At 64.2% G+C, this 13,836-nt stretch carries 11 protein-coding genes; 5 read left to right on the plus strand and 6 right to left on the minus strand.

The window, feature by feature from the left end; genetic code table 11:
• Window positions 1-13: 13 nt before the first annotated feature.
• Complete coding sequence (locus G9U53_RS04095; protein ID WP_207623870.1) at window positions 14-1,147, plus strand: DUF4192 domain-containing protein; 1,134 nt, start codon at window positions 14-16, stop codon at window positions 1,145-1,147.
• Here the strand turns inward: G9U53_RS04095 and galE are convergent.
• A complete protein-coding gene (galE, locus tag G9U53_RS04100; RefSeq protein ID WP_003942257.1) occupies window positions 1,144-2,133 on the minus strand; it encodes a UDP-glucose 4-epimerase GalE in 990 nt (329 codons plus the stop codon). The genes G9U53_RS04095 and galE overlap by 4 nt on opposite strands.
• Before the next feature lie 8 nt (window positions 2,134-2,141).
• Window positions 2,142-2,828, minus strand: coding sequence for a metal-dependent transcriptional regulator (locus G9U53_RS04105; protein WP_003942150.1), 687 nt, complete (start codon window positions 2,826-2,828; stop codon window positions 2,142-2,144).
• Between the two features lie 176 nt (window positions 2,829-3,004).
• Between G9U53_RS04105 and G9U53_RS04110 the strand changes: the two genes are divergently transcribed.
• Together G9U53_RS04110 and G9U53_RS04115 are read left to right on the plus strand one after the other, a co-directional pair.
• Window positions 3,005-4,276, plus strand: coding sequence for an acetoin utilization protein AcuC (locus G9U53_RS04110; protein WP_165638343.1), 1,272 nt, complete (start codon window positions 3,005-3,007; stop codon window positions 4,274-4,276).
• The gene (locus G9U53_RS04115; protein WP_030536893.1) at window positions 4,269-6,980 is read left to right on the plus strand and encodes a bifunctional GNAT family N-acetyltransferase/acetate--CoA ligase family protein; all 2,712 of its coding nucleotides are present in this window, start codon (window positions 4,269-4,271) and stop codon (window positions 6,978-6,980) included. The genes G9U53_RS04110 and G9U53_RS04115 overlap by 8 nt, the downstream gene beginning before the upstream one ends.
• Before the next feature lie 124 nt (window positions 6,981-7,104).
• On the opposite strand, the gene G9U53_RS04120 is transcribed toward G9U53_RS04115, so the two are convergent.
• The 3 genes from G9U53_RS04120 to G9U53_RS04130 all read right to left on the minus strand — a co-directional run bounded on the left by G9U53_RS04120 (window position 7,105) and on the right by G9U53_RS04130 (window position 10,121).
• Window positions 7,105-8,076: a sigma-70 family RNA polymerase sigma factor gene (locus tag G9U53_RS04120; RefSeq protein WP_003942639.1), complete on the minus strand. Its 972-nt coding sequence runs from the start codon at window positions 8,074-8,076 to the stop codon at window positions 7,105-7,107.
• Window positions 8,077-8,235: 159 nt separating this feature from the next.
• Complete coding sequence (locus tag G9U53_RS04125; RefSeq protein ID WP_075833058.1) at window positions 8,236-9,735, minus strand: methyltransferase; 1,500 nt, start codon at window positions 9,733-9,735, stop codon at window positions 8,236-8,238.
• A 26-nt stretch (window positions 9,736-9,761) separates the two neighbouring features.
• Entirely contained in the window at window positions 9,762-10,121 is a 360-nt protein-coding gene (locus tag G9U53_RS04130) for a DUF3099 domain-containing protein (protein WP_003942638.1), read from the minus strand.
• An 83-nt stretch (window positions 10,122-10,204) separates the two neighbouring features.
• Between G9U53_RS04130 and G9U53_RS04135 the strand changes: the two genes are divergently transcribed.
• On the plus strand, window positions 10,205-10,441 hold the full coding sequence (locus tag G9U53_RS04135; RefSeq protein WP_003942602.1) for a DUF3039 domain-containing protein: 237 nt from the start codon (window positions 10,205-10,207) through the stop codon (window positions 10,439-10,441).
• On the opposite strand, the gene G9U53_RS04140 is transcribed toward G9U53_RS04135, so the two are convergent.
• On the minus strand, window positions 10,414-11,676 hold the full coding sequence (locus G9U53_RS04140) for a YihY/virulence factor BrkB family protein (RefSeq protein ID WP_165638344.1): 1,263 nt from the start codon (window positions 11,674-11,676) through the stop codon (window positions 10,414-10,416). The genes G9U53_RS04135 and G9U53_RS04140 overlap by 28 nt on opposite strands.
• 256 nt (window positions 11,677-11,932) lie before the next feature.
• Here G9U53_RS04140 and G9U53_RS04145 point away from each other — a divergent pair, with 256 nt between their 5' ends.
• A complete protein-coding gene (locus G9U53_RS04145; protein WP_003942642.1) occupies window positions 11,933-13,711 on the plus strand; it encodes a DEAD/DEAH box helicase in 1,779 nt (592 codons plus the stop codon).
• The last annotated feature ends 125 nt before the right edge of the window (window positions 13,712-13,836 follow it).

Consider the following 13,836-nt stretch of genomic DNA (forward strand, 5'->3'; position numbering starts at 1 on the left):
CGACGGTGTGTGCATGACGACATCACCTCTTCCGGGAGAATTCGAATTCTCCGACGACGACCTTGCCGCCCTTCTCGGATGCGTCGAACGCGTCTCCGATCCAGGCGAATTGATCGCGGCAATACCCGCACTCCTGGGCTTCCATCCGTCCAACTCTGTGGTTGCGCTGTCTCTGATGGGCGCCTCCGCCTCGACGCTCGGACCAGTGATGCGGCACGACTACTTTCCCAGTGTCAGGGGAAAGCCCGCGAGGCAGATGAGCGCGGCGCTGCGCCAGTTCGCCGCCGTCTGTGACGGGGAAGGCGCGCGTGCGGTCGTTCTCGTGGTGATCACCGATTGCTCGGCGGCTGAAACTCTGATCGATGAAACCATCGAGCTGGCCGAGGTATTCGAAGACATGCTCGGCGGAACCTGCGTCGAGCTGGCCGACGTATTGTGCACGGCCGCAATAGAATCTGGCCAGCCGTGGACGAGCGTCATGCGTTCGATTCACCGCGGCACCCTGCCAGACCCGGCATCTTCGTCGGTTGCAGCAGCACAGGTGTTGGGCGGGAGGGTCATTCGCCGTTCGCGTGAGGAACTGGTCCGGTGGGTACACGGCGCCGCTCGCAATCACGACACGATTGCCCGACTGATCGCGAGCCGACGAGAGTCGAGCGCGCACAGTGGAGGACCGAGCGGTGAAACCGCAGTTCAGCGCCGGATCGATCTGGTGTTGGAACATGTCCGCCGTGTCGAGGCAGGCGCTCACTGCCCTGACCCGCAGGAATGCGCCGATCTGGTGGTCGCTTTGACGGACGTACGCGTGCGCGACGTGGTGCTGGGATTGGCGATCACGTCGGTTGCGGCACATGCTGAGCAATTGTGGCTCGTGCTCACCCATGAAGTACCGTCGCCCGAACGAGCTTGGCCGGCAACACTTCTCGGCTTCTTTGCATACGTGCGTGGCGACGGCCCTCTGGCAGGTGTTGCGCTGTCGGCCGCACTGTCGGCCGATTCGGAACACACCTTGGCGGGATTGCTGGATCTATCGCTGCAATCCGGTATGCGCCCCGACGGAATCCGTGACCTCGCGGCCGTCGGATTGTCCATCGGGGAATCGCTCGGAATCACCGGCTTGCCGCCGGCACTGCCGAATGGAAGCTAGCGAGCAGCGTGTGAGCGGTCGCCCAGATCCTGGAGGAACTGCCATGCGTCGGCGACGATGACGTCGAGATCGGTACGCGTGGGCGTCCAACCCAACTCGGCAATCGCCTTGTCGCTCGATGCGATCAGTACCGCCGGATCACCCAGCCGCCGTGACGCGTCCTCGACGTTGATCGGCAGGCCGGTGACCCGCGCACAGGCGGCGATCACCTCGCGCACGCTGAAGCCGGCACCGCTTCCGAGGTTGTAGATGCGGTGCTCGCCGGGAACCGAGGATTCGAGCGCCAGTAGATGTGCTTCGGCGAGGTCCAGCACGTGGATGTAGTCGCGTACCGCGGTTCCGTCCGGCGTGGGCCAGTCGGTTCCGAAGACCGAGATCTTGTCCCGCTGTTCGAGCGCGACCTGCAGGACGAGTGGAATCAGGTGGGTTTCGATCACCCGGTTCTCGCCGGCGGACTTGTACGCACCTGCGACGTTGAAGTAGCGCAAGCTCGTCGCACCGAGGCCGTGGGCGATCGAGTACGAGGTGATCGCATGATCGATCGCGAGCTTGGTCGCGCCGTACGGATTGGTGGGGCGGGTCGGAGCGGTCTCCACGATGGGGGACTGCTCCGGTTCGCCGTACGTAGCGGCGGTGGACGAGAACACGAGGCGCGGAGTACCGGAGACACGGATCGCCTCGAGCAACTCGATGGTCGTGACGACGTTTCCGCGCCAGTACTTTTCGGGGTGCAGCACCGATTCGCCGACCAGCGACTGCGCCGCGAAGTGAAGCACACCGTCGAAAACCGGTGAACCCGCACTGCCGAGGACGTCGGCAGCAAGCGCTCCCACGTCTCCTTCGATGAACTCGGCACCGGCAGGCACCGCGTCGGCATTTCCGGTGGAGAGGTCGTCGATGACGACAACCTCGTGTCCACGCTCGAGCAACACAGTGCTGCACACACTGCCGACGTAACCGGCGCCGCCGGTGACCAGGAGTTTCATCTACTTCCTCAGACCTGCTTGACCTGAACGGCGTGAGCCATTTCCTCGGACAGGTCGAACCCGCTGTGACCCGGCACGATGATCGTCACCGAGCCCGGACGGGTTTCGACCGTCACCCTGGCGTCGGGAACGACGCCGGCGTCACGCAGCTGCGCGATCACCTCGGGATCGGACTGCACGTGCTCGGCCAGTCGCCGAACGACCACAGCTGTCTGTGCGCCGTGCGGAATATCGGTCAGGCGCACCAATGTTTCGGTGGTGGCAACCGGGCCGTCGAGTCCCAACTGGTCCAAGCCCGGAATCGGGTTGCCGTAGGGCGACGTCGTGGGGTTGTTCAGAACGACGACGAGCCGACGCTCGACCTCCTCGCTCATCACGTGCTCCCAACGGCATGCCTCGGCATGTACGTCTTCCCATTTGAGACCGATGACGTCCACCAGCAGGCGCTCTGCCAACCGGTGCTTACGCATGACAGAGATCGCGAGATCGCGACCCTTGTCGGTGAGTTCCAGATGTCGATCGCCGGCGACCATCAGCAAGCCGTCACGCTCCATACGCGCAACAGTCTGGCTGACGGTGGGTCCGCTCTGTTCGAGCCGTTCGGCGATCCGCGCCCGGAGTGGGACTACGCCCTCTTCTTCCAAGTCGTAGATCGTCCGGAGATACATCTCCGTGGTGTCGACTAGATCCTTCACACTCAACCCCTTCGTCAGTTGATCATTCTACCGTTCAGTTCGTGGTTCCGGTGCCGCCTCCACCGCGGCGAGTCCAGCGCGTGTCCGAATTGGATTCGTGTCACTCGATCTCGGTCTCCGAAGCGGGCCACGAGTGTGGTGTGCAGCACGAAACGAGAAGGAAGTAGCGTGATCCCATGACCGCGTCGATCAGATCTGACGGGGACCCCGCGGCGTCTCGAGCGAATCGAGTCGTGGTGTGGAGTCCGGAGTACCTGAGCTATCGGTGGAGCGCCGATCACCCGATGAACCCCACTCGCCTCGATCTCACGATGGCACTCTCGCGAAGCCTCGGACTTCTCGAGGGCGTCGAATTTCTCGAACCGAGTGCCGCGTCCGATGCCGACCTCCTCAGAATCCACACACCGGCATATCTTGCAGCGGTCAAAGACGCGGGTAACTCTGCGAACAACGGTGTGAGCGGCCAGGATGTTCCCCACGGGCTCGGTACCGAGGACAACCCGGTCTTCCCGCACATGCACGAAGCCAGTGCGATCCTCGCCGGCGGCTCGCTGGCCGCAGCGCAGGAAATCGCTTCGGGACGTACGAGGCGCGCGGTCAGCATCGGCGGCGGCATGCACCACGCGATGGCGGATTGGGCCTCTGGATTCTGCGTCTACAACGATGCGGCGGTTGCGATTTCGTGGCTGCTCGACAACGGCTACGACCGCATCGCCTACATCGACGTCGACGCTCACCACGGCGACGGAGTGCAACATGCGTTCCTCGGGGACCCGCGGGTGCTCACGGTCTCGCTGCATCAGCACCCGGCAACCTTGTGGCCGAACACCGGATGGTCGAGCGAGGTCGGCGACGGGGCCGCCGAAGGTACGGCGGTGAACATCCCGGTGCTGCCCGGAACCGTCGACGCGTTGTGGCTGCGTGCATTTCACGCCGTCGTCCCGGGAGCCATTGCAGCCTTCCGCCCGCAGATCATCATCAGCCAGTGCGGAGTCGACTCGCACCGCGAGGACCCGCTCGCGGATCTCGCCCTCACCGTCGACGGTCAGCGCGCCGCGTTTTTGGCGATGCGTGACCTCGCCGACCGCTACTCCGAGGGGCGGTGGCTGGCAGTCGGAGGCGGGGGATACGGACTGGTGCGCGTCGTGCCGAGGGCATGGACTCACTTGATCGCTGCAGCGCTCGATCGCGAGATCGACGTCGACACCGCTGTCCCGGAAGACTGGAAGGAATCGACGAAGCTGCGAGCGCCGAGCGTCGACCTCCCGCCGACCATGGGGGACGGCGGCGATGTCGCCTACACGCCGTGGGACGGCCCGGGTGGTACACCGGAGACAGGTGTCGCCTCGGTGGACCGTGCACTCACCCGTATCGACTCGGCGATCATCGCGACACGTCGCGCTTCGTTCCCGCTACTCGGACTCGACCCGGAGGATCCCCGTGACTGAACAGTCCGATACCGAAGCTGCAGGCGGCGAGGCGAGCGGCCAGGCGCCGAAGACCGACCCCGCTCACACCTATCCCCATTCCTGGGTAGTCGATGTTCTCGCCTCCGACGGCGGAGCGGTGGCGTTGCGACCCATCGTTCCCGAAGACGCGGACAAGCTCGTCGAATTCCACGGCAAACTCTCCGAGCGCACCCGGTATCTGCGCTACTTCGGCCCGTACCCCACGATGTCGGCGCGCGACGTCAAGAACTTCACGACGGTCGACCACCACAACCGCGTGGCGTTCGTGATGATGCTCGGCGACGAGATCATCGCGGTGGGTCGATACGAGCGACTGCTCGACGTCGGTGACGGAAAGTCTGCCGAGGTCGCCTTCGTCGTCGCCGACGCACACCAGGGGCGCGGCCTCGGCCCGATCCTGCTCGAGTACCTGGCAGCGGCAGCGGCCGAGAACGGTCTGACGATGTTCGTCGCCGAGGTCCTCTCCGAGAACCGCAACATGGTGACGGTGTTCCGTGAGGCGGGGTATCAGGTGAGCCGCTCTTTCGACGGTGGCGTGCTGAGACTCGAATTCGCGATCGACCCGACGGAAGCGCTTGTTTCAGTACGCAATTCGCGTGAGCGGGCAGCTGAGGCCCGCAGCATGGGAAACGTGCTCAGCCCGCGATCGGTGGCGGTGATCGGCGCATCAGCGGACCCGGCCAAAGTGGGTAACGCGGTGTTGACCAACCTGCTGCGCGGCGGATTCACCGGACCGGTCTATCCCGTCAACGCGGAGCATCGTTCGGTACACGGCGTTCGGGCATATCCGACGGTTCGTGACATCCCCGACGACGTCGATCTCGCCGTCGTGGCTGTACCTGCAGAATCGATCAATTCGGTACTCGACGACTGCCTCGACAAGGGCGTCAAAGCGCTGGTGGTCGTCTCGTCGGGCTTCAGTGAGAGTGGTCCGGACGGGCGCTCGTCCGAACGCAAACTGGTCCATGCAGCGCGCGCTCACGGTATGCGCCTCATCGGCCCGAATGCGCTGGGTGTCGCGAACAACGACCCGGCGATTTCGTTGAATGCGACGCTCGCGCCGGTCTTGCCGGTGGCAGGCAACGTCGGCTTCTTCTGTCAGTCCGGCGCGCTCGGTATCGCCATTCTCGACGAAGCCGCGCGCAGCCGAATCGGATTGTCCGCCTTCGTTTCCGCCGGTAACCGTGCGGACGTCTCGGGTAACGACCTTCTGCAGTACTGGGATTCCGACCAGTCCACCGAAGTGGTCCTTCTCTATCTGGAGAGCTTCGGCAACCCACGGAAGTTCTCTCGCATCGCGCGTCGAGTTGCGCGGAAGAAGCCGATCGTCGCAGTGAAGAGCGGTCGGCACGCGGTTCCGCCGGTGCTCGCCGCCACCGGAGTCGAGATCGACGATTCGATCGTCCGCGCCCTCTTCGAACAGGCGGGCGTCATTCAGGTCGGGTCCATTTCACAATTGTTCGACTGCGCCTTGCTCTTCGGATACCAACCGTTGCCCGCCGGCCCCCGGCTTGCGGTCATCGGCAACTCGACCGCGCTCGGTGTCCTTGCTGCGGACGCGGCCCGCAGTGAAGGTCTGCAGGTCAGCGACCCGGTCGACCTCGGCGCCCAGGCGAGTCCGGAACTGTTCGCCACTGCCGTGCGCGACGCTTTGGCGTCGTTCGACGTCGATGCCGTCATTGCCGTCTTCGTTCCTCCGGTCGCCATTCCGGTCGAGCCGTTCGCGAAAGCACTCAAGGACGCCGTCGCAGGCTCGGACAAGCCGATTCTCACCACGTTCCTCGCAGCTGAGGGTGTGCCGGACGTCCTGGCGGTTCGTGACGAAGTCGGTAACCCGACCCGCGGTTCGGTGCCGTCCTACCCGGGGCCGGAGCGTGCCGCCCTGGCGTTGGCGAGGGCTTGGCGATATGCGGAGTGGCGCAGCAAGCCTGCGTCGAAGGTGGTTCGCCCCGTGGGTATCGACTCCGAGCGAGCCCAGAAGATGGTGGCAGATTGGCTTGAAAACTCTCCTGGCCGTTGGCTTTCAGATGTGGAAGCGGCGGCGCTGCTCGAGTGTTACGGGGTCGCCGTCGTCGAATTCCGTTCGGTCCTGAGCGAAGACGAAGCAGTAGAGGCAGCGGATGCTGTCGGCTACCCGGTCGCGGTCAAGGCAACCGGCGAAATGTGGCGACACCGACCGGATCTGGGCGGCGTCAGGCTGGATCTGAGTGGACCGGAATCGGTGCGCCTCGCTTACCGAGATCTTGCGGCCGCGTCGGGTGAACCGCTGCTGCACGTGCAGAAAATGGCAACCAAGGGCATCGGATGTGTGGTTGGTGTCCAAGACGACCCGTCGTTCGGTTCGCTGATCTCGTTCGGGCTTGCCGGTGTGATCTCCGATCTCCTCGGTGACCGTGCCTATCGCGTACTGCCTCTCACCGAGGACGCTGCTACGGAATTGATCGACGCGCCCAAGGCCGCGCCGCTTCTCTCCGGATACCGCAACGCCGTTCCGGTCAACAAGGGTGCGTTGGTTGATCTGGTTCAGCGCATCTCGGCGCTGGCCGACGACATTCCCGAAGTCCGCGAACTGGCCTGTGAGCCGGTACTCGCTTCGGCTACCGGCGCGGAGATCACCGATTCACGTGTCCGAATCGGACCTGAGCCGAGCGCAATCGACCTGGGGCCCAGGCGGCTGCGGTAGACACAGTGAACAACACCGGCCACCGCACATTCCCGAGGGGGAGGGAAGTAGCGGTGGCCGGTGCTTTGTGCGGTGCGTCAGCGCGAGTGGTGTGGCGCGCTGACGCACGTGCTGTGTTGTTTGATCAGCTCGCGTAGGACCGCAATTTCTCGGCGCGATCGCCGACGCGGAGCTTGCCCATGACCTCACGCTCGATCTGACGAACCCGCTCACGCGAGAGGCCGAAGAGCTTACCGATCTGATCGAGGGTGCGGGGCTGGCCGTCGTCGAGACCGTAGCGAAGTCGGATGACCTGCTGCTCCCGCTCGTCGAGCGTCCCGAGCACGCTGCGCACATCGCTGTGCAGCAGACCGGCGATGACGGCGTTCTCGGCCGAGGTCGCCTCGGAATCTTCGATGAAATCGCCCAAGGGCGCTTCTTCGTCGTTGCCCACAGGCATGTCCAGGCTTACCGGGTCGCGGCTGTGGTCGAGCAGGTCGGCAATCTTGTGCGCCGGGATGCCCGACTCTTCGGCCAACTCGTCGTCCGTGGCTTCTCGCCCGAGCTGCTGGTGCAGTTCGCGCTTGATGCGGGCGAGCTTGTTGACCTGCTCCACGAGGTGGACTGGGAGCCGGATGGTGCGGCTCTGATCAGCCATTCCGCGGGTGATCGCCTGACGGATCCACCAGGTGGCGTACGTCGAGAACTTGAAGCCCTTGGCGTAGTCGAACTTCTCCATTGCACGGATGAGTCCGAGGTTGCCTTCTTGAATCAGATCGAGGAGCGGCATGCCGCGGCCGGTGTAGCGCTTGGCCAGCGACACGACGAGTCGCAGGTTCGCTTCCAGGAGGTGGCTACGTGCCGACTGTCCCTCGCGAACGATCGTTGCGAGATCCCTCTTCTTGGCGACTGTCAGGCGCTTTCCCGTGGCAAGGACGTGGCTGGCGTACAGCCCCGCTTCGATTCGCTTCGCCAGTTCGACCTCGTCTGCTGCTGTCAGCAGTGCGGTACGACCGATCCCGTTCAGGTAGACGCGGACCAGGTCTGCGGCCGGGCTCTGGGCGTCCAGATCTGCGGCGCTCGGACGAATGCGAGTAGTGGTGCTGGGGCTTGTCATGACTTGCCTCCCTATCGGCGGTCTCTCACACAGTTCAACGTGTGAGAGTTCCGGGAAAGTTCCCGTGCCGATTTCCGCTAAATCGCCGTGACCTGCAGTTATTTCCCAGTCGTCCTGAGAAGTTGCTGAGAACACAAAAATCTGCAACTCACCGGGAACTCAGTTCGTGACGGGAAGCACCAACCCGTGTCGAACCAGCGAGACCATCATTGTGACGACGGCCTCACGTAGCTGGTCCGGGTCTTCGCCGTTCGCCGCGGCAAGAAGTTCGATCAATTCGTCGACCACCAGTCCATCCGCTCGGAGTCCGGCCAACAGCGCAGCACCGAGCTCGTCGATCTCGTGCTGCCAGTGCGGTCCGTTGCCGCGGTGCACGCGCGTGACCACTTGTTGCCATCCCTCGTCACCGGGGAGGTAGACGCGTTCGAGAGCCGTGTCCGGATCGAGGACGAAGCGTTCCTCGAGGACGTCGTGTTCACGCAACCAGGCAAGACGGTCGAAGTATGCGAGCGCCTCGGCCCCGAGCGGGTCCGAGAAGCCGTGCATGAGGTCCTCGGCCATCAGGTCGGTGGGGGAGTCGGTGCGGCGAAGAAACACGAAACCGAAGCCGACGCCCTCGACATCGGCTTCTTCGAGGTGATCCAGCCAGGCGTTTGCTCTCGATGCCGTTTCCGGATCTCGAGGATCCTGCCCGCCGTCCTTGAGCCACGTGCCGACGTACAGAGCCGGATCCGCGACATCGCGCTGGACCACCCAGGCATCGACGCCGTGGGCCGGCAGCCACGACGCGATCCGCGACCGCCAGTCCTGCCCTTCGACGTGCACCCAGGACGCCAGCAGAGCTGCCGTGCCGCCGGGGTTCAGGTAGTCGATCGATTGCGAGATCATCAATTCGCTCGCACCGTCGAGATCGAGGCCGGAATCGCGGTACGTGTGATGGACGCGTGCCTCGCCGACGACAAACGGCGGATTGGCGACCACCTGGTCGAAGGTTCGACCCTCGACGGGTTCGAACCAGGACCCTTGAAGGAGTTCGACGTCCAGTCCGTTGAGGGCCATGGTTGCTGCCGTGAGGTCGACAGCGCGTTGATTGATGTCGGTTGCGGTGACCGAATCGGCGTACGTGTTCGCGTGCAGGGCTTGGATGCCGCATCCGGTACCGAGGTCGAGCACGCTGCCGACCCTCGCGGTGGGCGTGGCCTGCAGCAAGGACAGTGACGCATGCCCGACGCCCAGCACATGATCGGCCGTGGCCTTCTTGGGACGGATTCCGCCGTCGAGATCCGAGATCACCCAACGATCGCCGTCGCCGACGTCGATGGGGCGAAGATCCACCGCGGCCCGCACGAGCGGATTCTCACTGTCGAAGTTCTCACCTTCGAGCAGACCGGCGTCGACGCACTGCGCGATTGTCAGCGGAGCCAGCGCCGCGGCGACGTCGCCCGCCGGGCAGTCATCGGCGAGAAGGAACAGTCTGATGAGAACGCCCAGGTCCCCGAGTTCTCGGGTGGCGCGGCGCACGGGCACCGGCTCACTTCGACCGAGAGCAGCGTGAACTTCGGGACCCAACGCCTCGAGCATGGTTCCGGTGTCGAATCGATTGCGAAGCAGAGCCTCACGCAGCGCAGGGGTGATGGACAGGAGCGTTTCGCTTCTCACCCTGTCATTCTCGCAGGCGGAACTTGTCAGCCTTCGATGGTGTGGTGCGTCGCGGATTCGATCTCGCCTGCGGTCTTCTTTCGTCCGTCGTATCGACTCGGTTCGTCCTTGGTGCGCGGTGGTCGGTCGTTGGCGATCAGGACGGCGATCCAGGGAAGCGGAATGGATGCACCGATGATGAGCATCGAGATCCAGGCGTTGGCCCAGATGCCGTACGCGATCGCCGCGAGGATCAACGCCGGGAACCGGAAGGACATGATGATCATGTACTTGCGCACTCGGGCTTTGTGCTGTTCTTCGACGGACTGCTGCGCTTCGGTGATCAGTACGGGATTGTCGGGAGTCCCGGCCTCGTCGGACCTGCCGAACGCGCCATTTCGTGCCATGACTCCACTGTTCCACTCTCGGCCGACAATTGCACACGACCCGTGGGTCGCACCGCTGTGACGGAGACGGCATTATTGGAGGGGTGAGCACTCAAACCAAGGAACGTCCCGACGTCTCCACCGACGAAACGACCGACGACGACACCCCGAAGTTCTTCCACTACGTGAAGAAGAACAAGATCGCCGAGAGCGCCGTCATGGGAACCCATGTCGTCGCGCTGTGCGGTGAGGTGTTTCCCGTGACGAAGTCCGCCAAGCCGGGATCACCGGTGTGCCCGGACTGCAAGAAGATTTACGAAGGACTCCGTAAGGGCGACTGACCTCGGGTCACGCGAGCGGGAGTACTTCCGGAGCTCGGCGGATCGACAGCCTCGACGCAGTCGGCCGCCGGGCCCTTCGCGTCTGCGTGCGGTTCATCGCAGGGATCTTGGTCGACGCACGAGTTCTGGCGCGACTCCGATTGTCTGCTCTCGGTTTGTCTGCTGCGGGGCCGCCCGTACGAGGGGACCGTGGCCGGGTCCGCTTTGTCGCCCGAGATGCGGATCGGGCTGGTGGCCAGGTGCCAGGTCAGGTTGGTGACCGGACCGGTCTTTTCGTCGGTGTTCTGAGCCGCAAGCCACTCTCGCATCTGCTCCATCCGAGTGGCACGAGCGGGCCAGAACTCCTGAACCGTCGCGTTGAACTCGGCGCCGAGCACGACGGCAAAACCGAGGAAGAACGTGAAGAGCAGAAACGCGATCGGCGTTGCCAGTGCGCCGTACGTGTAGCCGGTGCTGGTGACGAATCCCAGGTACCAGCGCAATCCGGTGCTGGCGGCCATGAAGAACACACCGGCGACCAGGGCGCCCGCGAGCAGCCGATGCCACGGCAGCGACTTCGGCAGAGCGACTTTGTAGAGCGTCGTGAGGCCGATGATCACCAGCAGACCGACAGCGGGGTAGTAGAACGTGTCGACCAGATTCGATCCGACCACGTACCAGGAGGCCGGCAGTGCTCGCCCGACGAGCGTCGGCCCCAGAGCTACCAGCGGCAGGATGAACACCGCCATCACCAGGAACATCACGTAGAGCAGCAGGGCGAAGATGCGCTGCCAGATGGGATTGCGGGCATCCTGCTGCCCGTGTGCTTCCACGATCGAGTCGACGAACGTACTGATCGCCGATGATCCCGCCCACAGGGACAGCAGGAAGCCCACCGAGATGATCTCCGGGCGTCCGCGCTGAAGGACGTCCGTCACCGTCGGGCGGATGATCTGGTCGACGACGCTTTCGCTGAAGATCGTTCCGCTGAACGTGACGATCTTGGATTCGATGATCTCGACGGTGTTGGGTCCGAACCACCCACCGATGTAGCCGATCATTCCCAGAAGGCCGAGCAGCAGGGGAGCAAGCGACAGCGTTTGCCAGAACGCGGCCGTAGCCGCCTTTCCGAAGATGGAATCGTCCCAGGCCTTGCTCAGGGTTCGACCGATCAACTGCCCGGTGCGGCGTAGCGGATGCCATCTGCGGTGGTGCAGATCACTTCCGCTCGACTTCTCGCCTCGCGCTTCACTCATGATGTCTCCAGCATCCCTGACGACACACCCGGTTGCCCAACCATGGCGCCGACGTGTCGCACATTTCTGAGACAATTCGCGTGCAGGTCGGCAGGATGCGAGAGAAGCGAAACCTCGCCGGCCGGAGTGAGAACGGCCATGAGTACGCGCTTCGAGTGCGGCTTTGGTCGGTGGCGGCGGCTAGGCTCGTCGCCGGACATTGATGAAAATTCGAGGAGCGCGAGACAACAGTGCGATTCCAGTGGAGGCGCGGCCTATGACGTCTGAGACCGTGGCAGCCGAGTTCGGCAAGTCGCCCGAACCCGCCGGAGCTCAATCCGCGGGAACCCAACCTGGCGCCCCTACCGGTTCCCTTCGTGCATGGCAGCGCCGTGCACTGACCAAGTACCTTTCCAGCAGTCCGCGTGACTTTCTGGCGGTCGCAACGCCGGGAGCAGGTAAGACCACCTTCGCTCTGCGGGTAGCTTCGGAATTGCTCCGTGACCGGACGGTCGACCAGATAACCGTCGTGGCGCCGACCGAGCACCTCAAGCACCAGTGGGCGGAGTCCGCTCAGCGCTCCGGCCTCGCATTGGACTCGCGGTTCTCCAACTCGACTGGCCAGACCTCGAGTGACTATCACGGCGTCGTGCTGACCTACGCCCAGGTTGCCTCGCACCCGTCGAAGCATCGTGTGCGCACCGAGGGCCGCAAGACGCTGGTCATCCTCGACGAGATCCACCACGGCGGCGACGCCAAGAGCTGGGGCGACGCCATTCGTGAAGCTTTCGGCGACGCGACCAGGCGTCTCGCACTGACCGGAACCCCGTTCCGCAGTGACGACAGTGCCATTCCTTTTGTCGAGTACGAGCCGGACAAGGAAGGTCTGCTCCGCTCGAAAGCCGACCACTCCTACGGATATTCGGATGCCCTCAAGGACGGCGTGGTTCGCCCCGTCGTGTTTCTCGCCTACTCGGGCGAGGCACGGTGGCGAAACAACGCCGGCGAGGAATTCACCGCTCGACTCGGCGAGCCGCTGAGCGCCGAGCAGACGACTCGGGCATGGCGTACGGCCTTGGACCCTGCCGGCGACTGGATTCCTGCCGTGCTGCAAGCAGCAGACACCCGTTTGGCGCAGCTGCGCAGTACCGGTATGCCCGATGCCGGCGGACTTGTCATCGCGACGGACCAGACAGTGGCCCGCGAGTACGCGAAGGCCCTGACCGCGATCACCGGCGAACAGCCGGCTGTCGTGCTGTCCGACGACCCCACCGCGTCCAAGCGAATCGCCGAATTCGGTGCGAGCGACCAGAAATGGATGGTCGCGGTCCGCATGGTGTCCGAGGGCGTCGACGTTCCCCGTCTGGCGGTCGGTGTGTACGCGACCAGCGCGTCGACTCCGCTGTACTTCGCTCAGGCGATCGGGCGCTTCGTACGTTCGCGTCGTAAGGGCGAAACTGCCAGCGTCTTCCTACCGTCGGTGCCGGTGCTTCTCGACCTTGCTGCACAGCTCGAGGCTCAGCGTGACCACGTACTCGGCAAGCCGCACCGTGAGAAGGACGGCCTCGAAGACGACCTGCTCGCCGATGCGAACAAGCAGAAGGACGAGCTGGGCGAGGAGGAGAAGGCGTTCACGTCCCTGGGCGCCGATGCCGAACTCGACCAGGTGATCTACGACGGATCATCCTTCGGTACCGCGACATTCGCCGGAAGTGACGAGGAAGCCGACTACCTCGGTCTCCCCGGTCTACTCGACGCCGATCAGATGCGGGCATTGCTGCGTCAACGCCAGCAGACACAGGTCGAGGCCAACTCGGCCAAGGCCGCCGCACCGCAACCCACGGCGGCAGTGGTATCCGATCGAGCGGCCACGGCAGATCAGCTCGGTGCGCTCCGCAAGGAGCTGAACGGGTTGGTGGCGATGAACGTTCACCGCACCGGCAAACCACACGGCATCATTCACGCGGAACTGCGCCGGGTGTGCGGCGGTCCGCCGACGGCCATCGCTACTGTCGATCAGCTGACCGAACGCATCGCGATTCTCCGCAGCTGGTAGCAGCCGATACCGGTCCCGCACGCTTCGCGTGCTTGCGGCCCCGGAACGGCAGAACGGGCGATCACAGTGACTGTGATCGCCCGTTCTGGCGTTCATGGCGCGCCTCGTGAAGAGGCCACCCCCGG

Source organism: Rhodococcus sp. D-46 (assembly GCF_011290655.1).
GTDB lineage: Bacteria > Actinomycetota > Actinomycetes > Mycobacteriales > Mycobacteriaceae > Rhodococcus_F > Rhodococcus_F qingshengii.

What these genes read in the sequence shown, in the direction of transcription:
- G9U53_RS04095 (WP_207623870.1), top strand. Translation starts at nt 14, where the DNA reads ATGACGACATCACCTCTTCCGGGAGAATTCGAATTCTCCGACGACGAC.
- galE (WP_003942257.1), bottom strand. Translation starts at nt 2,133, where the DNA reads ATGAAACTCCTGGTCACCGGCGGCGCCGGTTACGTCGGCAGTGTGTGC.
- G9U53_RS04110 (WP_165638343.1), top strand. Translation starts at nt 3,005, where the DNA reads ATGACCGCGTCGATCAGATCTGACGGGGACCCCGCGGCGTCTCGAGCG.
- G9U53_RS04120 (WP_003942639.1), bottom strand. Translation starts at nt 8,076, where the DNA reads ATGACAAGCCCCAGCACCACTACTCGCATTCGTCCGAGCGCCGCAGAT.
- G9U53_RS04130 (WP_003942638.1), bottom strand. Translation starts at nt 10,121, where the DNA reads ATGGCACGAAATGGCGCGTTCGGCAGGTCCGACGAGGCCGGGACTCCC.
- G9U53_RS04140 (WP_165638344.1), bottom strand. Translation starts at nt 11,676, where the DNA reads ATGAGTGAAGCGCGAGGCGAGAAGTCGAGCGGAAGTGATCTGCACCAC.
- G9U53_RS04145 (WP_003942642.1), top strand. Translation starts at nt 11,933, where the DNA reads ATGACGTCTGAGACCGTGGCAGCCGAGTTCGGCAAGTCGCCCGAACCC.